Source organism: Desulfolutivibrio sp. (genome assembly GCF_036584575.1).
In the GTDB taxonomy this organism is placed as follows: Bacteria; Desulfobacterota; Desulfovibrionia; order Desulfovibrionales; family Desulfovibrionaceae; genus Desulfolutivibrio.
Map to the genome: position 1 here is coordinate 1 of NZ_JAZHDB010000050.1, position 26,782 is coordinate 26,782.

Sequence of the window (26,782 nt, forward strand, 5' to 3'; positions counted from 1 at the left end):
CGGCGGCTGGCCGTTGCCGGACGGGACGCGCTCGCCCATGGCCTGCGCCGCCGACGGCCGCCGGGCCGCCGCCACCTTGGACCGCTTCATGAGCGCCGTCTCGGCCACGGCCTCCAGGGAACGGGAGGGGGCCTCGGCCACCCGGCTCTTCACCCAGACCGCAGGCCTCGCCGCCGTCCCCCGGCTGGTCCCGGACGATCCCGCCGCCGGGTTTTCCGCCGCCCTGGCCATGGCCGAGGCCGCCCGATGCCTGCGCTGCGAGTGTCTGGAATGCGTCAAGGTCTGCGCCTACCTGGAACGCTACAAAGGCTATCCCAAGACCTACGCCCGGCGTTTCTACAACAACGCGGCCATCGTCCAGGGCCATCATCAGGCCAACCGGATGATCAATTCCTGCAGCCTGTGCGGGCTGTGCGCCGAGGTCTGTCCCGAGGGCTTCGCCATGGCCGAGTTAAGCCTCCTGGCCCGACGGGACATGGTGGCCAGGGGCAAGATGCCGCCCTCGGCCTTCGAGTTCGCGCTGACGGACATGGCCCAAAGCGACTCCCCGGCCTGCGCCCTGGTCAGGCCCGAGCCCGGGTCCGCGACCTGCGGCCATGTCTTTTTCCCGGGATGCCAACTGGCCGGGGCCTCGCCGGGACTGACCCAGGCGGCCTACGGCTTTTTGCGCGGCGCCCTGCAAGGCGGCGTGGGCGTCATGCTCGGCTGTTGCGGCGTGCCCGGGAGGTGGGCCGGACGCGAGGATCTTTTCGCCGCCGCAATGGCCCGCTTCCGCGCCGACTGGGAGCGCCTGGGGCGGCCCCGGGTGGTCGCGGCCTGCGCCACCTGCTTAAAGACCTTCACCGAGGCCGCGCCGGACATCCCGGCCGTGTCCCTGTGGCGGGTGCTGGCCGGGGAGACCGGGCTGCCGCCTGGCGCGGCAAAGGCCCCCGGAGGGCAGACCCTGGCCGTCCACGACCCCTGTTCCTCGCGGCATGATCCAAAGACCCGGGCCGCCGTGCGCGAGCTTTTATCCAGGCTTGGGGTCAAGACCCTGGAACCGCCCCTGACCGGACAATACACCGAGTGTTGCGGCTATGGGGGGCTTATGTGGAACGCCGATCCGGACATGGCCCGGGCGGTGGCCGCGCGCCGGGCCGGGGCCGCCCCCCAGGACTACGCCGTGTCCTGCGCCATGTGCCGGGACATGCTGTGGCGGGCGGGCAACCGGGCCGTGCATCTGCTGGACCTGATCTTTCCCGGCGAGAGCTCCGGCGGCCCCAGGGTGGAGCAACCCGCCGGACTGTCAGCCAGACGCCGCAACCGGGCGCTGCTTCGACGCGACATCCTGCGCGCCGTCTATGGCGAAGAGGAGACGGACATGGAAGAGACTGGCGGCGTCACCATGAGCATGGCCCCGGAGGTGCTGGCCAGGCTGGAGGAGCGGCGCATCCTGGACACGGACGTCCGGGCCGTGGTGGCCCGGGCCGAGGCCACGGGGGAGCGTTTCCTGGACAAGGCCACGGGCCGCTATCTCGCTTCGGCGCGGCTTTGCAACGTGACCTTCTGGGTGCTGTACGACAAAAATGACGGGGGATGTACGGTGCATGACGCCTATTGCCACCGCATGGACGTGCCCGGCGCCAGTATGGCGGCAGATGGCGGGACGGATGGCGGGCCGAACGCCGAAACTGGCCCGGCAGGCCCGGGAAAGGAGCGGCCATGAGCATGGAACCGGCCTATGCGCCCGACGCCGGAGACTGGACCTGCGGCCGATGCGGCGGCCCCCTGGTCCAGTCCAAGGTGGAGGTGTCCTACCTTGGCAGCGTGTTTGCGGTGATTTTGCCCACCTGTCCGGCCTGCGGCCTGACGCTTGTGCCCAAGTCCCTGGCCGAGGGCAAGATGGCCGAGGTGGAGGCCCTTTTGGAGGACAAATGACCCCTCCTCTGCCGCTTCGGACGTCTGCCCCGGCCATGGCCGCAGCCCAGCCCGACCCCCTGTACCGGCGGGCGGATTTTCGGGCCGTGGCGGGCGACGCCCTGCGCCCGGGGGGGCTTGGGCTCACGGCCCGGGGCCTGGACGCGGCCGGATTTTGCCCCGGGGACGTGGTGGCGGACGTGGGCTGCGGCCCCGGGGTCAGCGTGCACTTTTTGCGGCGACGGGGACTTCGGGCCCTGGGCATCGAGGCCGACCCCGGTTACGCCGCCGAGGCGGCGGCCCGGGTTCCCCAGGGCGTGGTCATGGCCCGGGCCGAGGCCCTGCCCCTGCCCCACGGCTGCCTGGACGGCGCCCTGTGCGAATGCGCCCTGTCCGCCTTTGCCGATTCCCGGGCGGCCCTGGCCGAACTGGCCCGCGTCCTGGACCAGGGCGGACGCTTGGTGGTCGCCGACCTGTACCGCCGGGACGGTGCGGACGGCGATGGCCGGGCGGACGGCGCCTGCACGGCCGGGGCCATGACCCGTGAGGCGTTTTTGGCCGAATTGTCCCGGGCGGGGCTTGTCCCCATCCTTTTCGAGGACCACTCCCGGCTGCTGGCCGAACTGGCCGGGAGGCTGCTTTTTGCCGGATGCGACGCGGCGGACCTGGCCCCGGCCCTGCTCGGCAGGGCTGGCGGATGCGCCTGCAGCGCCGGACCACGGCGGCCCAGGCCGGGATATTTCCTGTGTGTGGCCGTCAAGGAGGTTTCATGACGTCGTCACTGGACATCGCGCCCCTGGTGGGACGCGGCTATTGTTGCAGCCAGGCCATGGCCCTGCTGGCCCTTGAGGCCATGGGCCGGGAGAATCCGGAACTGGTCCGGGCCATGTTCGGCCTGTGCCGGGGGCTGGCCCAGACCGGTGGAACCTGCGGCATCCTGACCGGCGGCTGCTGCGTGCTGGGGCTCTATGTGGCCAAGGGCGCCGACGAGGAAGAGGCCCACCCCATGGCCAACCCCGTGGTGGCCGAATTCGCGGACTGGTTCCGGGAAAAGACCGCCGTCTACGGCGGGGACACCTGTCCGGCCATCCTGGGCGAACACGACCCGCATGGTCCAAGCCCGGCCCATTGCGGGACGCTTTTGGCCGAGTCCTGGGACCATATCCTGGAGATCCTGACGGCCTACGGCATCGATCCGAGCCTGCCGCGCGGGGAAGGATGAGGACGCGGCCATGAGCCCCATGCAGCGGCCCGTGGACCGGGAGCCGGACACGGCCAGCGTGTGCCCGGTGTGCCTGCGGCGGCTTGCGGCCTGGCGCGTGGTCCGGGGCGACACGGTGTTTTTGGTCAAACGCTGCCCCGAGCATGGAGACTTTGCGGCCCCGGTGTGGCGCGGCCAGCCGGATTTTTCCGCCTGGAAACGGCCCAAGCGGCCAAGCGCCCCGCGCCGGGCCTTTACCGCCGTGGACCGGGGCTGCCCCTTCGACTGCGGCCTGTGCCCGGACCACGGCCAGCACACCTGCACGGCGCTCATTGAGGTCACCTCCCGCTGCGACCTGGGCTGCCCGGTGTGCTTCGCCTCGTCCGGCCCCGGGGACGCCGCCGCAGACCCGCCGCTTTCGCGCCTGGCCTTTCTGCTGGACCGGGTGCGCCAGGCCTCGGGGCCCTGCAACCTCCAGATTTCCGGCGGCGAACCGGCCCTGCGAAGCGACCTGCCCGCCATCGGGGAGCTGGCCAAGGCCCGGGGCTTTCCCTTCGTGCAACTCAACACCAACGGCCTGCGTCTGGCCGCCGACCCGGACTTCGCCCGGTCTCTGGCCGGGGGCGGCTTCGATTCGGTCTTTTTGCAGTTCGACGCGGTCACGGACGGGGCCTACCGGGCCTTGCGCGGCAGGCCGCTTTTCGACCTGAAAAAACGGGCCGTTGCAGCCGCCGTCCGAGCCGGACTCGGCGTGGTGCTGGTGCCCACGACGGTTCCCGGGATCAACGACGGGGAACTGGGGGACATCGTGCGTCTGGCCCTGTCCTTCGGGCCCGGCGTGCGCGGGGTGCACATCCAGCCCGCCGCCGCCTTCGGCCGCCATCCCTGGCCGGGCCGCGACGACCGCCGCCTGACCCTGCCCGAGGTCATGGCCGCCCTGGTCCGCCAGTCCCGCGGGCTTTTGCGCTTGGAAGACTTCCATCCCCCGGGCTGCGAACATTCCCTGTGCTCGTTTTCCGCCGTGTACCAGCGCACGCCTTCCGGCGGCCTGACCCCGGTCCCAAAGACGGGCGGCTGCTGCGTCGCCGCCCCTGCCGCGCAACCCATCCTGGCCGAAGAGGGGGCTCGCCGGGCCAAGGCCTTCACCGCAAAGCACTGGGCCGCGCCCGGGCCGGATACTGCACCGGCCACCCCCGGCGACGACTTCGACCGCTTCCTGGCCAAGGCCGCCACGGGCGGACGCTTCACCCTGTCGGCCATGGCCTTTATGGACGCCTGGACCCTGGACCTGGAGCGGGTTCGGGGCTGCTGCATCCATGAGGTCTCCCCTGAGGGCCTGCTTATCCCCTTTTGCCTCTACAATCTTTCGGGCACGGACGGCCGGACCCTCTACCGGCCGCAACCCGGCCTCCAGGGACGGGCCGGGGCATGAGGCGCGATCCGCCTGCCCGCTCTCCCCTGGACCCCTGGCTGGCCGCGCGCCTGGGGCTTGCCGGGGAAGGCCCCTCCCCCCGGGACGTGGCGCAACACCACTTGGCCGCCTTGCAGGACGCCTTCGCCCTGGCCCGGGACAAAAGCCCCTTCTACCGCGACAAGCTGGCCCTCCTGCCCGACGATTTCCCCCGCAGACTTAAGGACATGGCCGACTGCCCCTGCACCCTCCCGGAAGAGCTGGCCCGGGACCATCGCCCGTTTGTGTGCGTCCCCCTGGGCGACGTCGAACACATGGTCACCCTGGCCACCTCCGGCACCAGCGGCCCAGCCAAGCGCCTGGCCTTCACCGCCGCAGACCTGGCCGCCACCCTGGATTTTTTCCACCACGGCATGACCACCTTCACCGCGCCCGGCGACACGGTGCTGATCCTTTTGCCCGCCCCACGCGTGGCCGAGCTGTTGTCCACGGCCCTGGCCCGGTTCGGGGCGCGCGGCGTGGCCGGGTTCCCGGCGGCCCGGGCCCCGCAAGACGGCGACCGCGATCCGGTCACGGCCTTTTGCCGGGACATGGCCCAGGCCCGGCCCCGGGTGCTGGTGATCGGCCCGGGGCTTCTGGAAGGGTTCGCTCGCGACCCCGACGCCTGCGACGCGGCCCGGGGACGGTTGCGGGCGGTCCTGACCAGCGGGGAGCCCCTTTCGCCCGATCTGCGCCAATTGGCGCAACGGCGCTGGGGCTGCCCGGTCTTCGACCACTACGGCCTGACCGAATCCGGGTTCGGCGGCGGGGTGGAGTGCGCGGCCCAGGCGGGCTACCATCTGCGCGAGGCCGATCTGTATGTCGAGATCCTGGACCCGGCCTCGGGGGCGGTCCTGCCCGAGGGCCAAACCGGGGAGGTGGTGATGACCACCCTCGGCCGCCGGGCCATGCCGCTTCTGCGCTACCGCACCGGCGACGCCGCAGTTCTGCTCCCCGGCCCCTGCCCCTGCGGCAGCCAACTGCGTCGGCTTGGCCCGGTGACCGGCCGCTACGACCGTCAAAACCGGATCAGAGTCCCCAAAAAAGGAGGCGTTGACGCGCCATGAACGATCTTCTGGAAACGCTTCTTGCCCGGCTGGCGGCCGGGGAATCCGTGGTCCGGGCGGCCATCGTCGCCCAGGAGGGCTCCGCGCCGCGCGCCGCCGGGGCGCACATGCTGGTGTTCGCCGACACGTCCATCGCCGGGACCGTGGGGGGGGGGCTGGTGGAGGCCCGGGTCATGAACGCTGCCGCCGCCGTGCTGACCGAGGGCCTGGCCCGGGTCATGGACTTCAACCTGACCGGGGAGATGGCGGCCGGGGCGGACATGATCTGCGGCGGCAGGCTGCGCATCTTTTTGGAGCGCCTGGACCCGGATCAGGCTGGGCTGTTTACGGCCTTGCGGGACCGCCTGGCGGCCGGGGAGCGCTGCCTTCTGGCCACCCCCCTGGACGCCCCTGGAAACGGCGGGGGAAAAATCCTTCTGGCCGGGGACGACAGCACCGTTTCGCCGGACGGGATTTTGTCCGAGGACCATGCCGCCCTGCGCCGGGCCGGGGAAAAGCTCCTGGCCCCGGCCTGCGTGGACGCCGGGGAACGCCGCTATTTCCTGGAGCCCTGCCAGGGCAGGCCCCGGCTCTTTCTCATGGGGGCCGGACATGTGTCCCGGGCCACGGCCCTGGCTGCCGGGCTGGCCGGTTATTCGGTCATCGTCCTGGACGACCGGCCGGAATTCGCCAACCGGGAACGCTTCCCCGGCGTCCACGAAGTGGCCGTAGCCGACATGGAGGACTGCTTCGCCGGCCGGACCATCACCCCGCGCGACATGGTGGTCATCGTCACCCGGGGCCACCTCAACGACGCCACGGTCCTGGCCCAAACCCTGGGCGCCGGGGCTGGCTATGTGGGCATGATCGGCAGCCGCCGCAAGCGCGACGCCATCTACGACCGGCTGCGGGCCGCAGGCACGACCGACGCGGAGCTGGCCCGGGTGCATTGCCCGGTAGGGCTTCCCATCGGGGCCGAGACCCCGGAGGAAATCGCCATCAGCATCGTGGCCGAACTCATCGCCGTGCGGGCGCAGAAGGGACTTCCCAAGCATCCCTGAGGCTTTTCCGGGGCATACGCCGTCCCCCGAACCGATGAAACATGCCGCCCCTGCGGCCCGGACGCCTTCGATGTCCGCGCCCCCGGCTCAGCCGCCAGCACATATACATAGGGCCGACGGTCACCCGACCGTCGGCCCTGGGCTGCTGATTTTATCAGCAGCCTCGAAAATCACGGGCAGGCTGCGGCTATGGCCGCGCCGTAAGAGAGGGATTTTCGTGCCTCTCCGCCCGGCGGCCTGGCCGCCGCTGGCGGCGCGAAGCCCCGGTTCCGAAAAACCGGGGCTTCGTCATCAAGAGACGACGCGCTATTTCGCCTTGCGGTACGTGCCGCCGAAATAGCCGGACATGCCGCACTCGTCGCCCTTCGACTCCACGTCCACGGTGGCGCTGTCGCCCTTGAACGCGATGGTGAATGTGATGCCGTCGTCCTCCGTGCCGCCCTTGGCCGGAAGATCATCGTCCTCGCGGCCGCCGCCCTGGTCCATGGGGGTCTCGTAGGTTTCGAAATCGCACATCTGGCCGTTGCTCTTGCTTTTGGTCTTGAACTTGAAGACGAAGCCGGGGCCCATCTGGGCAATGGTCATGGTCCCCTCATAGCCGGGCTCGGTGTAGGTCCAGCGTCCCTCCACGCCCTTGGCGAAACACACCCCGGACAGCCCGAGCACGATCACGGCCACCCCGACCGCCAGACATACCTTGCGCATGACAAAACTCCTTCGTTTTCTTCTGGTTGCCGATACCCGGCGAAGGTGCGGAGCAGCCGTCCATTCCCGGGCAAAATCCTCGATTTGCCGAAAAAACGTCACCCCAGGCGCCGCCCCCGCCATGGCGGCCCTGCGTCATGCGGCGACGCGGCGTTATGGGGCCTTCCGGGTGACGGCCATGGAGTACATGGAGTCCTCTCCGGCGTCCTTCGTTTCGGTCAACAGAAACTCGAACCCGGCATACGTCCAGAGGGTGTCATGGCCTTTCTTGACGCCCTTGCCTGCCTTGGCCCCAAGCCAGGCGGCCAGCCCGGCGGCCACGGGATTTTGTTCCTTGAGATAGGCGTCGATGGTCAGACCCTCGAAACGGCCGCCTGGGCCGAAGTCGAAGGCCAGGGTGACCGGTCCCTGGTCCGGGACGGCCTGGAAATCGTATTGCAGACGTTCGGGAGCGGCGAGGCTTGGCGCCTCGGACGGCAGGGCCGAAGTCAGCGCCGCCTCCAGGCTAGTCCGGTTCGAGGCGGCCCCGATGTCCAAGGTCTTGCCGTTGACGACCACCGGAAAGGTGTCCTGGCACAGGGCCTGGCCAGCCAGTCCCAAAAGGAGAACAAAAGCCAGAAGACTCCGCACGATGTTCATGGTCCGCATCCTTGTCGGGTTTGAAATGTCCACGGAAACGCCCGGAAGCGTCGTGCCCCAGAAACCCAAATACAATTTTTTACAGCGCGCTGTCGGCCATGTCTGTAAGGGAATTCCCTGTCATGCCCGATAAAAAATACGGCATCACCGGAAGATACGAAATCTGATGAAGCAATGTCTGCATGAAATGATGAGGAGTGCGGGCATAATATACCTTGGCATACGTTTTCTGCTATATCATTGCACACGAAATTGAGAAGAGATGGATGCATCATCATTATATTTTGTTTCAAAAATTGAAAGTAATGCGTGAATTTTAGTCAGCTCTGTAAACAAGCAACAGGACCAGTCCATACCACACGGCAACACCGACCAGAACAAAGAAAAGAGTTGCCTTCACTCCTGTCCGGATATATTTTTTCACGGCAAACGCCTCTTGTTTTCATTTTTATGACTCACGACACCATGTCCGGATATACATGACGTTTTTTTTCACTCCCATCTTCCCGTATCAGGCCCTCCAGTGCGGTTTTTCCTCCCTGCCTCCCGGTCGAACCCTTCATACCGGCGCCGTGTCTCCGAAAACGTGTAGCAACGGCCCATGCCGCGCGCAAGCAGGCCCTCGCTCAGCCTCGCCAGGCCAGGGCGGCCGCCAAAGGCTGCACCCGCCGATGCGTGGCGCAGCACTCATCCTGGCCGTGGCCCTGCTTTTGGCCGCGTGCGTGATGGAGTCGGACGGACAGGGCCGGGCCATGCCCCGGGCGATCCAGGGCGTGTTGGACATGGAGGGCTGGGACATGGCGGCGGACGGCCCTCTGCGCCTGGATGGCGAATGGGAGTTCTACCCGCACCATCTGCTTTCGCCCGGGGATTTTCAGGAACCGGGACTCATGGAAAAAGCCCGGGGCTATGTCCTGCCCGCCCCCTGGAACACAGAGGCGGCCGATGGCGCGGCCATGGGCGGCGATGCCGGATTCGCCACCCTGCGCCTGCGTGTGGGCCCTGCCCCGGGCACGCCCCGTCCGGCCCTGTACCTGTTTAACATCAATGCCGCCTACCGGCTGTGGATCGACGGTTCCCTCGCGGCCCGAAGCGGCGAGGTGGGACAAACCGCCGCCCAGGAGATTCCCGAGCCGTCGAAACGGCTGATCCCTTTCGCCAATCCGGGGCGGCCCGTGGACATCGTCCTGCAGGTGTCCAATTTCCATTATCGCGACGGGGGGCTCCTCGCCCCGGTCTGGCTGGGGCCTCAGGAGACGTTGCAGGCCTGGCAGGATCGCTCCCTGGGAGCGGCCATGTTTTTCGTGGGCGCGTTTTTCGTCATGGGGCTGTACCATGCGGCCCTGTATTTTTTCCGCCCCAAAAACGTCTCGCCGCTGTATTTCGCCCTGTACTGCTTCGCCTGGATGGGGAACTACGCCGCCTCGGACACCAGCGGCTGGGCGCTGCGCCTTTTTTTCCCCGGCATCGCCACCCGGCTTTTGGACCAGATCGCCCTGTCCTGTTTTTTCATCTCCATCCCGGTGGGGTTCGCCTTTTTCCGCTCCCTGTATCCGGAGGAGTTCTCCAGGCGCCTGCTTGCGGCCTGCATTGCAGTCTGCACCATTTTCGTGGCCGTGGCGGCCTTTGCTTCGGGCCTGACCCTGGCCCAGGCCCTGCCCCTGTACTACCTCATCTCCGGACTGCTCATCGTCTATTGCCTTCACCGGCTGTACACGGCCTGGCGGCGGGGACGGGAGGAAGCGGGCTTCCTCTTTGCCGGATTTTGCGTGCTGGGGCTCATCGGCATTAACGACATGCTGACCGACATGAAGCTGCTGGCCTCCACGCCGCGCATTCCTGAGGGAATGCTGGCCTTCAGCCTGTGCCAGGCCTTTGCTCTGTCCCGCCGCCTCTCCCGGGCCTTCACGGCAAAAGAGCGCCTGTCCGCCGCCCTGGCGGAAAAAAACCTGAGCCTGGAAACGGAGATGGCCGAACGTACCCGGCTTGAGCGGGAGATCGTCTCCATAAGCGAAGAGGAACGCCGCCGCATCAGCCTGGAACTGCACGACGGCCTGTGCCAGGAACTGACCGCCGCCCGGCTGCACTGCGATGTCCTGCGCCCCTCCTGCTCCGAAACGGACGCCGGGCGCGAGGAACTGGCCCGGCTGTCCGGACTTTTGGACGGCCTGGTGGATCACGCCTATGACCTCTCCCGGGGGCTGTGGCCCCTGGAGCACGATTCCGTCGGCGTGGGACCGTCTTTCCGGGACATGATCCGGAAGCTTGGCGAATCGAGCGCCATTCCCATGGAATTTCACCGGGAGCTTCCCTGCGAGACCTGCCGCAACCCCCATCTGGCCCAGATGTACCGCATCGCCCAGGAGGCCGTGACCAACGCCGTGAAGCACTCCCGGGCCTCGCGCATCCTCATTTCCCTCACCTGCCCGTCCGCCCAGGCAGCGGTCCTGGTCGTGCGCGACGACGGCCGGGGCCTAGCCCATGCCGAGACCTCGCCGGGAGGCATGGGACTTGGCATCATGGCCCACCGGGCGCGCATCATCGGGGCCACGCTGTGCATCGAGGACGCGCCCGGCGGCGGCGCCCAGGTAGTATGCACGGTTCCCTGCCGCGCCAACGCAAACGATACCGACTCCCGGAGGATGTCATGACCATGGGACCATGCATCGGAGCCCGGGTGTTCCTGGCCGACGACCATCCCGCCGTGCGCGAGGGGTTGACCCTGCGGCTGCTCCAGGAACGCTTCGAGGTGTGCGGCGAGGCCGAAAACTTAGCCGAGCTTGTGGCCCGCATCGACGCCAGCGCCGCCGACATCGCCCTGGTGGATCTGACCCTGTGCGAGGAAAGCGGCCTGGACCTGATCCCGGAACTGCGCGTCCGGGGGATTCCGGTTTTGGTCTATTCCATGCACGAGGATGCCGAGACCGTGCGTCGGGCCTTTGCCCGCGGGGCCGCAAGCTACGTCACCAAACGGGAGACCTCGGCCGTTTTGGTGGATGCCGTGCGCCGGACCCTGGCCGGGGAACGCTACGTCAGCCCCCGCATCGCCGCCGCCCTGGACGCGGCCGGCGAGCAGGACGAGACCGCCGCCCGGGCCGCCTCCTTAAGTGAGCGAGAGCGGCAGACCTTGGATCTGCTGGCCAAGGGCGAAGCCAACATCGAGATCGCCGCCGCCCTGGGGGTCAGCGTGCGCACCGTGGAGAGCTACTGCGCCCGGATCCTGGTCAAACTCAACCTGGACGGCATGAAGTCCCTGCGTAAATACGCCATCCGCGACTACAAGCCGAGCTGATCCGCCCCTTGCCGGGGCAGCCCCCGCGCCCCACGGCAACGTCCATTCTGCGCCCCTCCCCTTCCCTGCCCGTTTCCGCAGCCCGGTGGTGACTGTCCGGAAAACCCCGGACAGACAAAATTCCCCACGCCCCGTACACGCCGAAACCATCACTTGTGGGGCGTTTGGTTCCCGGTTCGGGCAACGGGCGGGGAAATCCGCCACTGGAGCATCCATGAAAAAATTGATCGCGCTGTGCCTGCTCGTCGTCCTGTTTCCGTGTCTGGCCATGGCCCAGACGGACGTCCCCCTGCGCGGGGACGAAAAAAAGAAACTCGACACCTTTTTCAGCAACTTCGCCGAAGTGAACATGAAAAACTTCACCCAGGGTCCGCTTTCCGACGAGGAACTGCTGTATTTCGCCACCTGGCACTGCATCATCAACGCCGCCGACTCGTTCCAGACCACCAATGACGGCAACGACATCATCATTCCCGCCAGCGCCATCGACAAGGCCACGGAGAAATACCTCGGGCAAACGATCAAAAAGCATCTCAAGCCGAGCTATGTGGAATCCATGGCCAGCGGCGAGGCCTACGTCTTCGCCCAGGTCGACTCCCTGCAAAAGCGCGACGACGGGACGTATCTGGCCAAGGGAACCATCTACGCCACGGGGTCCGGGGCGGCCATCGATCCCCACGCCACGGCGGCGGACTGGAAAAAGGCGGGCGAGACCGTCAATCCCCAGGAAACGTTCACCGGCGTCGTCCGGAAGACGGACGGAGAGCAAGGGCGCTACATCCTGCTCGAATACGCCGTGCAGGAACGTCCATAGCGGGATATCGCAAAAGGTTTTCCGGACCCGGCATCCGGCAAGGCGGCCAGCCGCAGCCCGGTTTGCTGGTCCTGGGCGTCTCCGGGGGCATTTTCCCAAATAAACGTTGTGGAGGAGGAGAGTCGTATGTTTTGGAGATCGTTGGTGGTTGCTTGTCTTTTGGTTGTCGGTACGTCGAGCGCCTGTTTCGCATATTCCGACGAGGTCGAATGGCTGCGCAATCAGTCATTCAAAGCCTGCAAAAACTATTACGTCTGGCGGCTCATCGACAACTATTTCCCCGACGCCCAGTGGGAATCGGGCTGGTCCGACCAGGGCGACTATATCGTCAACGTCTACGGAACCATGAACTTCAAGGGCAGAGACGTCACGGCCCAGTTGCAGTTCACCATCGACCCCAAGCGGGGCAAGTTCGACATGAACGCCCTGGAGTTCAACGGTTCTCCCCAGCCCAAGGAGATGCGCACGGAGCTCATCAAGGCCATGTGCGCGGACGTGCAGTAGCCCGGAGGGAGCGCACGGCAGGCGGAAGATGTGCAGGCATGCACAGGCGGACGCGCGCGGCACGGCCGGGGCATGGCGCCCCGGAATCGGCCACGCCCCCGACAACGTCGAAGGATACCGGAGACAGCAATGATAATGAAACGTACGAAAAGCGCACGGCCGGACATGTCTCCCAAGGGGCGTGTGCCGCGACTCGGCGCGACGTTGCGGCTTCTGGCCCTTGGCGCGGCCATGGCGATCTGCCTGGCGGTCACGCCGGGCACGGGCCTGGCCCAGGAGGACTATTCCTTCATCGGCATCGACGACGCCAAGCAGATACCGCTTTTCATCACCCGGTTGCAGAAGGCGGTGGCGGATGGAGACAAGCAGGCCGTGGCCAAGCTCGTGTCCTATCCCCTCGTGACCGTGATCGAGGGCAAGGACGTGGAGCTCGACGGCGAGGCGGCCTTTGTGAAGCACTACGACCAGATCATGACCGAGGCCCTGAAAAAAAGCGTCCTGGGGCAAAGCCTGAAGCCCGAGGACGTGTTCGTCAACAAACAGGGCGTGATGGTCGGCGACTCCGGCCAGATATGGGTTCTCCCCGACGGCGACGCCCTGCGCATCTCCGAGATTCGGGAACCGTAACGCGCATAGCACCTCCCCCCTCTACGGGAGGCCCAAAGGCCGGATCAAACGATCCGGCCTTTGTTCGTTGTGCGTGCAGGCCACTTTTCTTTATGGAATCCGCCCCGGAAAGGATCTGGAGGCCGCCGCCCTGCCGCCCTGCCGTGAACGGCGGCGTCAGGGGACTGCTTACTCTGTACAATCGATTTCATCTCTGGCATGACCCATCCCTACGCAATCAAAAAACTCAAAGAAACCATCACCTTCTGGTTTGGAATCATGATGAAATCCATCGACATGGACACCTGGCCGCGCAAGGCCCACTTCGCCTTTTTCCAGAACCGGAAAAACCCCTGCCTCTCCCTCACCTTCCCGGTCAACGTCGCCCGTCTGCTGCGGTTCCGGGCGGCCCAGGGCGAGGCAAAGAGACGCTTCACGGATTACGTCTACCACGCCGTCATGGCCAGCGCTAACGCCATCCCGGAGTTTTGCATGCGCCTTGTGGACAAAAAGCCCGTCATCTTCCCCGCCGTTGACGCCGCGTTCACGTACGTTCCCCGAAAGCGTGAGCTGCATGCCAACTGCATCGCCGCCTACCATGCCGCGTTCTCGGTGTTTACGCGCAACATCCAGGCGGCCCGGGATGCGGCCGACGCCTCACCGACCCTGGCCCCCGAGGGCTGCGACAGCCAGGGGCTGATCTATCTGACCTGCCTGCCGGACATCCCCTTTACGGCGTTCGCCAACCCCTGGGACGACCCATGGTCCGACTCCGTGCCGCGCATCGCCGTGGGGATGGTCGATCCGGCCGCCGGGACCATGCCGGTGTCCGTGGAGGCCCTGCACAGCTTCGTCGACGGCAGACACATGGCAGCGTTCCGGAAAGGCCTTTGCGGCATCCTGGAGACGCCCGAGACGTCGTCCGCATCTTGACCCCGCCCCTGACCTTTTCCCCCAAACGCAAACAGCCGAACCCTGGCGGGTTCGGCTGTTTCGCCCGGGCGGCATGCCGGGTGTTGAAATCTGGTTGGCGGGGGAAATCAAATTTTACTTGTAACTATGTTTAATAATAGTATAAAATATAGTTCAGCTTGTGAGTGTTACCCACAATATTACTCAAGGCAATGAAAAGCTAGAGGATTCAATAAGGTTTTCATGCTCCAATTCTACTAATTGAACCAACTTCAGTTGCCCAGGCGATGTTTTCAGATAAAAGAATCCCATAACCACTGTCATAATATGGAGGGGGAAAGAGAGAGTGGACGCTAACGGTCTTACCGTCGCCAAGCCAGTAAAGAGCCCTCTCAAGGTCTACTCGGATTACACAACGTATCTGTTCCCCATAGTCTAGAGGACGACCTGTAGCTTGGTCACCCTTCATCCTGAAAACTAGGCCATGTTGTGAGTGCGGTCTAAGAAAGACAGAAGGAACTGCCATCCGAAGATCAACAAGTTCTGTTTTAGCACCAAAATAGAAGCCGGGTTTGTTTCTGTTGCGTTCAGCTATGTCTGCCCCAATCAAAAGTATATATGCATATTTGCCAGAAGAACTTGGTATTCTTCTTTCGAAATGAACGTATTCAGATCTTTTCCCCGCAGACATAGCACGGTGGCATGCAAACCACAACGCAATCCAAATATTATCGACTAAATCAATCCATGTGGTATTTATGCCGTAGTGTTGCAATAGTGCTTCATGAGCAAATTCTTTAAATCCACTAAATATTCTTGAAGTTCCTAAAAAATGTGTAACAACTTCATTCAGTGCTGTTGTTTTCTTGTCTCTTCCGTTTTGACCTCCAACATTTCTATATAAAGATGGCACTAGTGATCCGTATATCTTTCTTTGTCCTCTAAAATATATGCCTTCGCTATTTGTATCAGCGTGCTTAAATTTTAAATAACCGGCTGCTTGGACCAGTGCGTGTGGCTCATCTGCATGCAATACGTCAATTCCAGAGTCTGACTCCCAATGAGTACTGCGAATAGAAATCCTTCTTAATGTCACTTATTCCTCCATTATGTATACAGTTTATACTATTCAAGGAATTACTGCCTTTATTACACTGAGTTCATGAAAATACTGTTTTTCAGTCATCAATGACAACTGTTTCCGCTTGGTAAGATGTCACGCAACATCGTGACAACCCGTTCATCTGGTTTATTAAGGCCGAAGAGAGTTTTTTTGCGTTTTTCCGTCCGCTTTTTCGCTGCGCTCTTTAATTTCTCTTTCGCCAGCGCTCCGAACTTTTTATAAACCTTGCTGCTGGTTGTTTGCTCATCAAAAACGTCCAGGGCGCGCAAGTCCGCAACTCCTCGGGCCAGTTCGCAAAATCGCCAGAAATCGATACCATTTTCGCTTTTCCCCGCTTTTTCAAGCCATGTGCGCGTCCATCCAGCCCGCCGACGATTTTTCCGAGCATTTTCCGCGACATCGCCAAGAAAACCATCCCCCCAGTCTTCACTCAGGATGCGCTCACATTCGGGATGAGGCGTCATCAGTCCAGCGACGGCCAGTCCCCTGACCTGCTTGCCCGGATGGTCGGAACTGGTCAGCTCTTGAACATAGCACATCAGCCATTCCCCGGCTCCAGCTGCTTGGGCCGCCATCGTCGCCTGTTCAAGAGCGGCGTCGTCGAAGGCGTCTTCGAATTCCTGACGGCGGAGCGCTTCAAGTTCCGGGACAAGCGCCGCCGAAAACAGGGCATGCTCATAAAGCGGGACGCCGGCGTCCCCGACGACGATATTTACGGGCGGCATGGGAGAGGCCTTCTTCAAACGAAGAAAGGCTTCGCACGCCAATCCGGAATCCATTTCAGCATAGGCTCCGGCGAGGACAAGGCCGAGGTTGCGCGCCTGGCCCAACTTCCAATCGTCCTGAACAGCCAGGATACGTTGCAGCCAACCTGCCGCCTTCTCAGGATTATCGGAGACGATTTTCTTCAGTCCCCACAGCGGCGGGTGGGAAAGCAAGTATTCCGCATTCTCACGCCGCAAGGCATCGGCAAAGGAGTCCGCTGCGGCGACCATTGCTTCTTGATCTTTTCGGAATCGTTGGATGTAACCAATGGGCTCATTCATTTCGGAGAGCTGTTTACTATACTCATGAATATCTAATGGCTGCTGAGCGATTTTGACGCTTCGGGAGGTCTTCAGGCCGTCTCTGGATACTTCGACATTGATATTCATGCCTTCAGGTAATTGGGCGGAAATAGGTTCGAGTAGCCGGTTCAACGCCTCATCAATGGAATGAGCCAACCGGTCGAGAGCGGCGCCGCCGAGTTTATCGGCGACATGCCCCAAGAAGGCGGGCGGAACCAAGTCGATCATGTCCAATCGGTCATGACGTATCACGGATGCGGCAACGACCCTTCCGAGAGAATGGCCTGCCCGAGTGCCGGAATCGATCGCGATCCTCGCCTTCCGAATCGTTCCCAACAGCAAGAGGTCCATCTGTGGATCGTCTGCCGTCAACACCGCGTCCGCCGCCAAGTTGGCTGTCACTTTATCGTTTGAAGCGAAGGCGCTGGCTAGTAGTTCTCTCAAGGTTTCGTTTAATTCGTGCTTACAAGATGAAATAAACAGTAGAATTCGATGAATCTGCTCGTCATCATGACTGGTCCAGGCTTCTTCCAGCCTGTTGGAAAGAACCTCCGGCGGTAGAGGCGCGATGCCTTGTCTCAAGGCTGGTGAGAGCAACGTATCCGGGGGAAGGCCCAAGAGGGTATCCAGTTGTTCTTCGGGCTCATGATGCGGGATGATCGCCTTGGCAAGAAAATGCGTAACAATTCTCGCATCACCCGTCGTGATGAGATTCGGATCGGCTATAACTGCGTTAAGAGCTTGTCGAACCGACGTAAGGCTTGCCGAGTCCAAAAGCGGCGAGATTTCAGGAAGCAGCAGAGAAATCTGGCGCAATTCCATTCCGGAGCGGTTGGGCGCGCTAGCCGCAACGGCCCGCAACACGTCGACAATGGCTTGAGGGCGAAAACGCGCCAAGGCTGGGGTGATCCGCTCAAGTTCGTAATCTTCAATTGTTGCGCTGAATGAAGTTCTAATCCGAGAGGTTGAGATTTCCCTGGCGGCGGTCAACGCATTGGCGATATTGGAACCTTCAGGGGCGTCCGGGTCATGGGGATCGGTGTCACAATAGTTTGCGACGAGGCGCCAGGTCCGCCCTTTGGCGCGTGGAGAAAGCGCCGCCGCCCTCTCGGCTGAGTATCTATCGCCGAGGAGGCGAAGGACAAGGGCGGCGGAGTCGCGCATCGGCTCCGAACTCTGCTCATTCACATGGGCGATCAAAGCGAGAACCCCGGCTTTCGTCTCCTCCCAATCCACGTGATTGAGAGGCACGACCCACCTTAGGACATCGTGGGCGTTGGAGTAATCGCTCGCGACGACTTGAACCATGGACCAGCCGACCAGAGCCCCCGCATATGTGGCGAGGGGGCGGGAGGCCAACAGGAGCTCCGCGACGTTATCGCGCAGCAAGGCGGTCGGCTCACTAAGCTCAAAAGTCCTTTGCTTGAACAAATCCAGTTCTTCAGGGTGCAAAGCGTCGAGTTTAAGGTCGATGCGGTTTCTACGCTTTTCAGCCCAGTTATCGGATTTTTCATCCTCCTGTCTGAAGGGCCTTACTGAGTTGCGCGACCAACAGCCAAGCCATCGGGGCAAGCGCCCCGCCAAGGCCTGATGTACGGTTGGATGGTCCCGCATATGGACCATCATGGAAATAAGCGTCTGAGCGCGGAGCGCGGGATCAAGCTCCGCAGAGGGCGACTCGGCCATATCCAGAAAAGGTTCAGGACGTATGGCTAGGTAGGCGCACATGGCCTCAACGACCGCGTCAGGGATGTTCTGGAGCCCGAGCCATGCCCGAATCAGGCATACCCTGATGGCTTCCGGAAACGTTTCATCAAGGCAAGCCAACCCCGTCGCCGCAGCCAGAATTTCGGAAACGAGATCGAACCCGCGCACGGGATCAAGTATTTTGTCGAGCGCTTCGTTGAAGTCGGGGCGGTCCTTGCGTGCTTCCTCCCTGAGCTCGTTGTTGATCAAAAGACCCAGGGCGTAAGGCAACGTTTCCTTGCGGAATTCATACGTATTGGAATCATGTCCGGATATCGTGAGGAAACGGCCTTCCTCTATTTCGCAAAGATCATTTTGGACAGTTTGGGGACCCCGCCATTCGGCGATCCCTGAGTATTTGGTCCATTCGTCCCTGTCGAATGATCTGTGGGGCTGTTCAAGCCAAGACTTGGCATGTAATCGCAGCAACTTATCAAAGTCGCCGGTGTTGTGGACGATGCCGTTGCCCCGCTCCTTCTGGCGGGCTCGCCAGTATTCCAACAGCAGACGCTCCCTGGTCAGTTCGACGGGCTGGTCAATGCGATCAAGCAGACCCAGCGCCAGGGAACAGATTCGCGGATTACGGATGAACGCTCTGACATGGGGAGAAAGGTCATCCGGGCTTCGTCCCGAGGCCTTCAACACGGCCGCCAATTCCTGATCGTTATAGTCGCCGACAACCAACGGATGTATCGCCAAAAAATCCAGCCGAGGACGAACATCCCGTTCCCAGTAGGCCTTTCGAGACGTGATGATGACGAGTCCCCCAAGAGCTTGCGCTTCTCTGGCCAACCCGTTGATCGTATCCGCCCAGGGGAAAGCAGTTCGCTCATTCAAGCCGTCAAGCACGATGAGGAAGCGCAGCTCATTCCTTAATCCATGGTTCTTCCATCGTTCAAGGCGTCTGCGCCAACTGTCGAGGTGGGGCGCATCCTCGCGCCCATCCTGATCCGCGAGAAGGCGGGCCAAAAATTCAAGGGGCTGACCTGAATGATGTTGCTCAACTCGGGGACCGGATACCAGCAGCATAACAGGCGGTTGCGACAAGTTCGCCCACCATTGGGCCACAAGCCAGGTCTTGCCGGTTCCCTCGTCGCCCAGAACGGCCACGAGCGGGATATCGTCTGGATCGACTTTGACGAGATCATCCAATCGCCGGGAAAAACGCTCGCGGGGATGAGCGTTCGTGATGTTGATGTACTGCCCGAAGGTTTGCCGGGAAAGCCCCCGGTCATGAAAACGTTCCCGCAGCCACTGCACGTTTTTCTCCCGCAAGGCGCCCAGGCCGACATGGGCCGCGCTCAACGCCTTTTTGAGCTTGTCAGCCTGTTGCGCGAAATCACTGTCCGCAGCGATCGTATCCAACAGCCCGCTCAACTCCGAACCGCTCACCTTCGGCGCATGTTGCCTGAAAAAGTGAAGCGTGGTCGATTTTGCGGCCGCAAGAAAAACCGCCAAGGGCGGCAATGGCCGGGCGGCCCAGTCCAGGGCAAGAAGGGTAATCCCTTTTTCTTCAAGTATGTCAGCGAGATATGCGAGAGTTCCGTCTCCCACTTCGCTGGTCGCGCCCAACGCCCATACATCTATGTCACCGCCCAATTCATGGCGGGCGATTTCAACTTTTCCGACTAGATCTTCAAGTCGAAGATCATCCTTGTATCGTTTGCACTCAAGAGCGACGGCGAAGGGCTCGACTCGGGGGCTGGACCCGTCACGTCCGCCCTGCAAACCTGATTTCGCCAGACGGATGACCAGACCGGATAGATTGGCCATAACGTCAGCGACGAGGCCTTCAAAGCCCTTCGGCCCTGTTGGCTTGAGTTTGAGTAGATGCTTACGCAGTGAGCCAAGCGCTGTTTCTGTTTGAATGTCCACTTGTCTACCTCGGGGTTTGTTCAGGCGAATCTCACATCCGAATCCCTGGGATACAGGCCAGCTCGCGCGCATGGCCGATCCCAGCCCAGGCTCCGCGCGAACCGATGGCATAGAGGATTTGTTTAGCTCACGAAACCGCCACGTTCAGGATATTCGGAGTTCCTGTCGCCCAGCGTCTAGCGCCATGTTATGCCATGCTCGGAACGCCAAGAACCAGGATGACCGAGTCAGCCTCTCACCCCGAGCGTAAATGATCGTATCGTTGGAAAGTCCCGTCATTTTCATGGCGTAAAGGTAATCTCCATTCCTTTCGTATGATATTGCGGTTTACTTTTGAATGCCAGGTTTTTCGATGACGACGTATTCCATTCGCTACTTGCCCCTCCCGGCATGATGAGGATATGAGACTCGTAACGCATCAACCACCAACCAGACAAGCTATCCCAACCAACAATTTGCATCGAATCGACGATGGAAATCGATACCAACAATCGATATATTCCAAAGAACACCAAAATTGAAAGGCCGCCTTTCGGCGGCCCCTGTTTCAACTTTGAAACCATTTCGGCAAAAAAATAAACATTACCGCCATGATCATTCCAACCCCCAGGCAACTCGTAAACAAAAGCAATAAATAGTACTTCTCAACTTTTACGCATTGGCCTTTAGAACGGTCAAACAATTCCCCCGCACGCTTTGCAGCATCTTCACATCTGGCAACGCAAACTTCAAGCCGTGTAGAAAGTTGCGTGACCACCTCAACGGGATATTTCCTGACCTCGTATGCGGACGTTCTCACGCTCTCGCCCGTGGCCTTGATATCTTTTATCAACGTCTGCATAAGCGAAATTGCTTCTGCCATGCTCTTGGCTCGAAAGTGCTCCTGCTTGTTCAAAAGAGCAAGCCTGTCCTGGAGCATGGCGGCCTCTTCCGATTCCGGCACCGGTTGCGTCCTGGTGTTCCCTCCCCATTTCCCGCCATCCGATCCAAGCCCCATTTCCATGCTCCTGCCCCGCACGTCCTCTGTCTTGCTCATGGCATAACCCTCTTTGTTGAAGTGCATTCCACGTATAGCCCTTGCCCAGCTTGCTGCCCTTAAAGGCCACGCCATTAAGGGCAAAGCTGATCCCCGAGACAAATCCCGTACTGGCCGTATTCAGGTGGACCTCGACGCCGACCAGAGCCAACCGGTCACGAAAGATGTCCATGGGGCAGCCTTTGCCAAGCGCCGTATCCACCGCCTTTTGCAGCCGCATCCTTGCCGAAGCCTCACCAGTTCGCAGGGAATGCTCGATCTCGCCCTTTGTGGGAGCGGCGCGCCCCACCTCCCTGCTCGGCGGGACCATGCGCAGCCCGAAATGCCGTTCCAGATCGCGCATGATGGGCTCCTGCCGCTTGTAGTCGTGGGCGTCGCTGACCACTTGGCCGTCCAGCGTGACCCTGTTCACCAGGATGTGGATGTGTGGGTGGGGCGCATCGGTATGGCGGCTTATGATGTACTGATTGTTCACGAACCCCATGCCCTTCATCCAGGCATGGGCTGCTTCACGCCACTGATCGTCGGTAAGGCGCTCGTCGGGATGAATGCTCAAACTCGTGTGACAGACTGCCTTGGAGAGCCGGGGACGCATGGTGCGGATGGCCCCGAACTCGGCAGCAAAAGCCTGCGGCGTTGACCCGGCCATATTGGTTTCGAGCAAGACGCTCTTACCGGGTTGCAGGTCGTATTCGACTGCACCCCGAAAGCCTTTGCCCTTGATCAGCTTGGCTATCATCGCGCCTGCCCCAAAAGCGCCCGCTGTAATTTGCTGACTTCCTGACGCAGGGTGTGAAGCAGCGATGAGGAAACCACGGCGCGGCCTTCGTTGGCGGCCCTGGCAATCTGGTTGAGGTTCACGGCGAGACGGGTCAATTCGGCATAGGCCGCCCGGTTAGCCTCGGGCACTGGCGGCGGCGGCAGTTGACGGGCGAGCGCGGCCGTACGCAGCCACTGCGCCGGGCTCATGCCCATGTTGTTGGCCTTGTGCCGTAGCGACTCCCATTCGGCCTGATTCACGCGAACGCCGATGGTCATCCTCCGAACCGCTTCCGGATCGCCCTTGGGCCGTCCTGGCTCGCGTCTTCTTCCTTGGAGTCGATCTTTTTCCATCATGGTTCTTCTCTCAGAGCTTGGGCCGAACTGGACGGCGCGCATGACGGTTTGTTGTCCCGCCTCGCAGAGCAAGCCGTTTGAGCATAGCGAAAACATGGCTTGCTCCTCCCCTGCCCCCACTGCGGTATTCGGCGAAGGCAACCCGCGCACTGCCCACAGCCAAGGTGTCCCACTGTCCCTGTGCCAGGGGTTGGGACGGTGGGACACGTTTCCCCGGGATCATGCCAAGCCCTCCAGCCGCCTTTTCAACCGGTGGATGGCGGACTTGGACATGCCCATTTCCTCGGCGCAATCGCGGATGCTGAAGCCCTCGGACAAAAGCTGCTTCAGTTGGTCAAGTTCGGCATCATCAAGCTCTTGGACATCCCACTGGAGGCTGTTGTCCTCGTTCTTGAGATGGACCTCGAAAGGCTTGGCATCGTCGCCGACAATCCCACGTGCCTTGGTCAGGTGAACCTGAAAGCGCGCCCCCTCTGCCATGCTGTATTGCCGTGGGCGCCTGAGGCTGATCACCGTATCCATGATGTCTTCACGAGCTGATGTGCCGCGTTGGTCACCGGATTTCCCGGCGTGATGGACCAGCAACACGGCAAGCCCCCGACGGCGCAAATCAAGCAGCCAACTCTGCATGGGCTGCCAGGACTGGGACTCATTCTCCTTGCCTGTGCGGCAAAGGGTGGAAAGGTTGTCCAGGACAAGCAGATTGATGCCGTCCAGGAAGGGCTCCAGGGCCATCTGTCCGGAGGGTGTCGCCAAATCCGGCATCGGCCTGGACTGCATGTCCGGAGTTAAGATGGTGAGGTTTTTCATCGCATGTGCGGGTGCGGCCATCCCGAGCGCCAGCGCGGCAAGCCTTTCCTGCATTGCGAGCGCGGGCATTTCCCCGTCCACGTAAAGCACGCGGTACCCCTTTGGTGCTCTCCAATTAAATACCGACAAGCCTCCGGCCACTGCCAAGGCAGAACTGAGAGCAACAAAGGTTTTCCCGATTCCTCTTGGGGCGAAGAGAATGACAATGCCCTGCATCGGGATAATTGGATTAAGTAGGTAGTCTCGATCCGGAAGAGTCATTGTAAGAAATTCCTCCAAGGTCAAAACCATAAGCGACGGCAGCCCACCGTTTGGGGTGGATACATTACTTGGCTGGTTGGTCACGGCCATTCACTCCGGATTGTGTTGGAAAGAACCATGTCAATGTTAGGTTACGATATGCTTTTGATGAAATCCCGGACGTCTTCGACCTTCCAACCACTTGTTCGGGGGGCAAGTTTGCATGGAGCGGGAAACCGTCCCTCTTTGATCCATTGCCACAGACTAGTTTTTCCGATCCCCAATACGTGAAGTACCTGGGGTAGACGGACAAAACCTTCTTCGGGCAGTGGAGCGGGAATTTTCGGCAGCTTGGAACGTGACATGCGCGACCTCCTTGTGTTGGGGCCGCTCAAAAACGAACGCGGCCCACCTCGTTCGAGATGGGCCGATTCTGGCGAGTCCCGCTTATGGTACTGTCAAGCACCGAGAGCGGTAAAAGTATGGCGGTACCTCTTGGCGGTACTTTCTAGATAACACCTCTTAATTTCTTACCTTGTTTAACCTTTGCGTGGTGTGTCACCACAGTTCCCTCGCGAGCGGGGAGTAAACCTCCCATCTCGGCATTCGTCAAAAGTCCAGGGAAACAATCGTCGACAAGCCGGGCCAAAGCCCGCTTGTCCGTAATACCTGCCTTTTTCTGCTGCTCACAAAAATGGACAACTTGAGATAAGTCTTTTTCCTTTCGCCTGGATTTCCTGAAGTGATATGGTGACGATGTGGGCCAAATTTGACTATTTTGAAATATCCATGAAGACCTATCCCCTGGCATGCAATCATGCAGTGTCACTAAGTCTGAACTTATATCATGAGCTACTTCACTTTCAGAGAATACTGAAAAATATTTGTTATGACTGTACTTACATAATAAATATGCAAACTGTGGCGCATATTTATTCATATTATCAATTGAACATGACTCAAGATTATTCATGCTATTTGTAATTGATCGTAATGTATAGCTTGTTTTTCTCGATTCAATTTTTTGTACTTGATTCTTCATGAAGACGATCGCAGAAAACAGTTGTCCTGCCATATTGTGAAGCATATATTTTGTTGGTAATTTTGTTACTGAATATTTAACTTCATTATCTACGCTCCTAAACTCCCTGATAATAAGATATGTATGGAGTTTTCCAGAATATATTTCCTTGCAAATTTTCACATGAGGCCGAAAAGGCCATCGTAAAATAAGATCAGGAAGATGTATAACGGAACTCATTGGAACAAGTTTAAAATCATTTTCTAGCTTCATGATCGCACTCTTGATCTCTCAAACAATCTACCAAGACATTGCCAGATCGACTTATCTCTCCAAAGCATAAAGTGGCGTAATTTTTGCCCCAGCCTTGAGCTTATCCAAATAGTCAGCCCATGCCTGCATCATCCTCCGTCGTTCCGGAAGATACTCTGCATAATTGTAAGCCGCCCGGATGTTGTCGCGTTCGGCATGGGAAAGCTGACGCTCAATGGCGTCCCGGTTCCAGCCCATTTCATTGAGGAGAGTTGACGCCATAGATCGGAAGCCATGGCCGGTCAACTCCTCTTTGGTGTAACCAAGACGCCGCAGGGCGGCATTAACGGTATTTTCACTCATGGGCCGATTCAAGGTCCGGGCGGATGGGAACAGATATTTTCCATGCCCCGTCAGAGGGCGTACCTCCTCAATGATCGTAATCGCCTGCCGACTGAGGGGCACGATATGCTGCACGCGCATCTTCATCTTGTTGGCAGGGATACGCCATTCCTTCCCCTCTATGTCTATTTCGCACCACTCCGCATGGCGCAACTCACCAGGGCGCACAAACACAATGGGAGCGAGGCGCAGGGCGCATGACGTGACATGTGAGCCCTGGTAATCCTCCATAGACCGCAACAAGTGCGCTATCGCCTTGGGATCAGTAAGTGACGGATGGTGGGTCTCTCTGGTCGGTGGCAAGGCTCCACGCAAATCACCGGCAGGGTTCCGTTCGCAACGCCCCGTGGCGATGCCATAGCGAAACACCTGGCCACAATTCTGGACCATCCTGTGGGCCATCTCCAGGGCTCCGCGCGATTCGATGCGCCTGGCCACGGCCAGGACTTCGGGGGCAGTGATTTCCTTGATCGGCCGCGCGCCGATCCAGGGAAAGACATTTAACTCCAAGCGGTGAAGAATCTGGTTTCCGTGGTCTTCCGTCCATGTCGGTTGGAACTTCGCCCACCACTCGCGAGCGATGCACTCGAAAGTTTCAGCGGAAGCGGCAGTCTCGGCTTTTTCTTCTCTTCGCGCCTTACCGGGGTCGATTCCGTTGGCGAGAAGTTTCCGTGTCTCGTCCCGTCGTTGTCTGGCCTCTTTGAGGGAAACGTCCGGATAAACTCCAAGAGAAAGCATATTCGCCCTGCCCTTAAGCATATAGCGAAATCGCCACCATTTCCCGCCTTTGGGGCTGATTTCGAGGTAAAGACCACGCTCGTCGCGAATACGAAGAGTTTTGCTTCCGGGCTTGGCATTTCTGACTGCGACATCGGTAAGGGGCATTTGAGTAACCTCGCAACCCAGGCGAGACCTACATTTTCTGGGATTTACTCAAAATTACGGGTGGGTCTCAACCTGTTATGCAAACTGCTACTCAAGAGATATCCGGATGTCAACGGACCAAAACGGAAGAAGCCGGACCATCTGGCCCGGCTTCTTCGTTGTAATTCCTGACTTTTTGAACCTTAGCGAACGTCGTTGGAAATTTGGTTGGTGGAGGCGGGGGGAGTCGAACCCCCGTCCGAGAACGTGTCAGTCCAGGCGTCTACAGGCTTAGATCGGGATTTGTTCTCGTCCCCAACACGCCTTCCGACCGGGCGGAAGGGGACCAGTCTACCTGAGTCTCGCGTTTGCCCCGGCGGACACGGGCATTCGCCAGCCTGATGGGGGTTGGCGTCCTACTCTAGCGTATCAGGCGTCTGCTAAAGGGACGCTGGCTGTCTTTAAGCAGCCAGGGCGTAGTCGTAGTCGTTGGCAATTATACCGGTTGCCGCGTGTTTAACGAGGCCTCGCGGCACCTCGACCTGCAACCTGGGCGTTTCCATCCCCGTCGAAACCGGGGCGCCCCCAAACGCAACATCTCTATACTAAGACGCCTTCGGCGGCAAGCAAGGCCCAAACGCGATATTTCTCCCCAGCCCGGGCACATTCGTCCGCCACGCATCGCCACCCGCCTGCCGCCAACACCCAGGCGTCGCCGCCCGCCCCGGCTGCGCCAGTCTCCATTCCTCGCGGCCCGCACCGGGCTGCCGTCCGTGCCCAGCCCTGCTGCGGCCCGGTTATTCCCTGGTTGCTACCCGGTCGCCTCTCGGGAGCGGCCCGACTGCATCTCGGATGCGTTTCGGGCGCCTCTCGATTATGGCCCCGTCGCCCCCCGGTCGCCTCTCGGTTGCGGCCCGCCGCATCCATGGATAGATTCGGGCCGTCTGCCGCCACGTGGCGGCCCCACCCCATGCGGCCCGGCCCAGCGCCGTCTTTCGCGCCAACCTGCAACCACACCGGAACGCCCGCCCATGCCCGACCCCTTGCGCCCCTTCGGCCTCACCCTGCGTCGCGACCGCCCCGACCTACCCATCCCCGGCAGCC

At 61.0% G+C, this 26,782-nt stretch carries 23 protein-coding genes and 1 other RNA gene; 13 read left to right on the forward strand and 11 right to left on the reverse strand.

Annotated features, from left to right (window positions below; all coding sequences use genetic code 11):
• The 7 genes from V3572_RS03935 to V3572_RS03965 all read left to right on the forward strand — a co-directional run.
• Nucleotides 1-1,705 (forward strand): pyridine nucleotide-disulfide oxidoreductase/dicluster-binding protein (locus tag V3572_RS03935; protein WP_332109672.1); only part of this gene is annotated, 1,705 nt, incomplete at its 5' end.
• A complete protein-coding gene (locus V3572_RS03940; protein WP_332109673.1) occupies nucleotides 1,702-1,917 on the forward strand; it encodes a DVU_1557 family redox protein in 216 nt (71 codons plus the stop codon). The genes V3572_RS03935 and V3572_RS03940, both read left to right, overlap by 4 nt.
• Entirely contained in the window at nucleotides 1,914-2,669 is a 756-nt protein-coding gene (gene trsM, locus V3572_RS03945; RefSeq protein ID WP_332109674.1) for a DVU_1556 family methyltransferase, read from the forward strand. Before V3572_RS03940 ends, trsM begins: the two co-directional genes overlap by 4 nt.
• Nucleotides 2,666-3,118, forward strand: coding sequence for a DVU_1555 family C-GCAxxG-C-C protein (locus V3572_RS03950; protein WP_332109675.1), 453 nt, complete (start codon nucleotides 2,666-2,668; stop codon nucleotides 3,116-3,118). The genes trsM and V3572_RS03950 overlap by 4 nt, the downstream gene beginning before the upstream one ends.
• A gap of 19 nt (nucleotides 3,119-3,137) precedes the next feature.
• Nucleotides 3,138-4,529, forward strand: coding sequence for a radical SAM (seleno)protein TrsS (gene trsS / locus V3572_RS03955; protein WP_332109697.1), 1,392 nt, complete (start codon nucleotides 3,138-3,140; stop codon nucleotides 4,527-4,529).
• Entirely contained in the window at nucleotides 4,526-5,614 is a 1,089-nt protein-coding gene (locus tag V3572_RS03960; RefSeq protein WP_332109676.1) for a DVU_1553 family AMP-dependent CoA ligase, read from the forward strand. Before trsS ends, V3572_RS03960 begins: the two co-directional genes overlap by 4 nt.
• Nucleotides 5,611-6,654, forward strand: a complete 1,044-nt coding sequence (locus V3572_RS03965; RefSeq protein WP_332109677.1) for an XdhC family aldehyde oxidoreductase maturation factor — start codon at nucleotides 5,611-5,613, stop codon at nucleotides 6,652-6,654. The genes V3572_RS03960 and V3572_RS03965 overlap by 4 nt, the downstream gene beginning before the upstream one ends.
• Before the next feature lie 306 nt (nucleotides 6,655-6,960).
• On the opposite strand, the gene V3572_RS03970 is transcribed toward V3572_RS03965, so the two are convergent.
• Nucleotides 6,961-7,359: a hypothetical protein gene (locus V3572_RS03970; protein ID WP_332109678.1), complete on the reverse strand. Its 399-nt coding sequence runs from the start codon at nucleotides 7,357-7,359 to the stop codon at nucleotides 6,961-6,963.
• 153 nt (nucleotides 7,360-7,512) lie between these two features.
• The gene (locus tag V3572_RS03975; RefSeq protein ID WP_332109679.1) at nucleotides 7,513-7,998 is read right to left on the reverse strand and encodes a hypothetical protein; all 486 of its coding nucleotides are present in this window, start codon (nucleotides 7,996-7,998) and stop codon (nucleotides 7,513-7,515) included.
• 671 nt (nucleotides 7,999-8,669) lie between these two features.
• On the opposite strand from V3572_RS03975, the gene V3572_RS03980 reads away from it, so the two are divergent.
• The 6 genes from V3572_RS03980 to V3572_RS04005 all read left to right on the forward strand — a co-directional run bounded on the left by V3572_RS03980 (nucleotide 8,670) and on the right by V3572_RS04005 (nucleotide 14,147).
• Nucleotides 8,670-10,649 (forward strand): sensor histidine kinase, encoded by a 1,980-nt coding sequence (locus V3572_RS03980; protein ID WP_332109680.1) that lies wholly within the window; start codon nucleotides 8,670-8,672, stop codon nucleotides 10,647-10,649.
• A complete protein-coding gene (locus V3572_RS03985; protein WP_332109681.1) occupies nucleotides 10,646-11,290 on the forward strand; it encodes a response regulator transcription factor in 645 nt (214 codons plus the stop codon). Before V3572_RS03980 ends, V3572_RS03985 begins: the two co-directional genes overlap by 4 nt.
• A gap of 214 nt (nucleotides 11,291-11,504) precedes the next feature.
• Nucleotides 11,505-12,104, forward strand: a complete 600-nt coding sequence (locus tag V3572_RS03990) for a hypothetical protein (protein ID WP_332109682.1) — start codon at nucleotides 11,505-11,507, stop codon at nucleotides 12,102-12,104.
• Between the two features lie 126 nt (nucleotides 12,105-12,230).
• Nucleotides 12,231-12,608, forward strand: a complete 378-nt coding sequence (locus tag V3572_RS03995) for a hypothetical protein (protein ID WP_332109683.1) — start codon at nucleotides 12,231-12,233, stop codon at nucleotides 12,606-12,608.
• 135 nt (nucleotides 12,609-12,743) lie between these two features.
• Nucleotides 12,744-13,235, forward strand: coding sequence for a hypothetical protein (locus V3572_RS04000; RefSeq protein WP_332109684.1), 492 nt, complete (start codon nucleotides 12,744-12,746; stop codon nucleotides 13,233-13,235).
• Nucleotides 13,236-13,433: 198 nt separating this feature from the next.
• Nucleotides 13,434-14,147: a CatA-like O-acetyltransferase gene (locus V3572_RS04005; RefSeq protein ID WP_332109685.1), complete on the forward strand. Its 714-nt coding sequence runs from the start codon at nucleotides 13,434-13,436 to the stop codon at nucleotides 14,145-14,147.
• Between the two features lie 220 nt (nucleotides 14,148-14,367).
• Here the strand turns inward: V3572_RS04005 and V3572_RS04010 are convergent, their stop codons facing one another.
• The 9 genes from V3572_RS04010 to ssrA form a co-directional block, all read right to left on the reverse strand.
• Nucleotides 14,368-15,222 (reverse strand): FRG domain-containing protein, encoded by an 855-nt coding sequence (locus V3572_RS04010; RefSeq protein ID WP_332109686.1) that lies wholly within the window; start codon nucleotides 15,220-15,222, stop codon nucleotides 14,368-14,370.
• Nucleotides 15,223-15,311: 89 nt separating this feature from the next.
• Nucleotides 15,312-19,937: a hypothetical protein gene (locus tag V3572_RS04015; RefSeq protein ID WP_332109687.1), complete on the reverse strand. Its 4,626-nt coding sequence runs from the start codon at nucleotides 19,935-19,937 to the stop codon at nucleotides 15,312-15,314.
• A gap of 758 nt (nucleotides 19,938-20,695) precedes the next feature.
• Nucleotides 20,696-21,712, reverse strand: a complete 1,017-nt coding sequence (locus V3572_RS04020; RefSeq protein WP_332109689.1) for a relaxase/mobilization nuclease domain-containing protein — start codon at nucleotides 21,710-21,712, stop codon at nucleotides 20,696-20,698.
• Nucleotides 21,709-22,185 carry a plasmid mobilization protein gene (locus V3572_RS04025; RefSeq protein ID WP_332109691.1) on the reverse strand — a complete coding sequence of 159 codons (477 nt, stop codon included), beginning with the start codon at nucleotides 22,183-22,185 and terminating at the stop codon, nucleotides 21,709-21,711. Before V3572_RS04025 ends, V3572_RS04020 begins: the two co-directional genes overlap by 4 nt.
• A 123-nt stretch (nucleotides 22,186-22,308) precedes the next feature.
• On the reverse strand, nucleotides 22,309-23,250 hold the full coding sequence (locus V3572_RS04030; protein ID WP_332109692.1) for an AAA family ATPase: 942 nt from the start codon (nucleotides 23,248-23,250) through the stop codon (nucleotides 22,309-22,311).
• Between the two features lie 41 nt (nucleotides 23,251-23,291).
• Entirely contained in the window at nucleotides 23,292-23,504 is a 213-nt protein-coding gene (locus V3572_RS04035; RefSeq protein WP_332109694.1) for a helix-turn-helix transcriptional regulator, read from the reverse strand.
• A 143-nt stretch (nucleotides 23,505-23,647) separates the two neighbouring features.
• On the reverse strand, nucleotides 23,648-24,433 hold the full coding sequence (locus tag V3572_RS04040) for a hypothetical protein (RefSeq protein ID WP_332109695.1): 786 nt from the start codon (nucleotides 24,431-24,433) through the stop codon (nucleotides 23,648-23,650).
• A 51-nt stretch (nucleotides 24,434-24,484) separates the two neighbouring features.
• A complete protein-coding gene (locus V3572_RS04045) occupies nucleotides 24,485-25,699 on the reverse strand; it encodes a tyrosine-type recombinase/integrase (RefSeq protein ID WP_332109696.1) in 1,215 nt (404 codons plus the stop codon).
• A 208-nt stretch (nucleotides 25,700-25,907) separates the two neighbouring features.
• Nucleotides 25,908-26,265, reverse strand: a transfer-messenger RNA (tmRNA) gene (ssrA, locus tag V3572_RS04050).
• Between the last annotated feature and the right edge of the window lie 517 nt (nucleotides 26,266-26,782).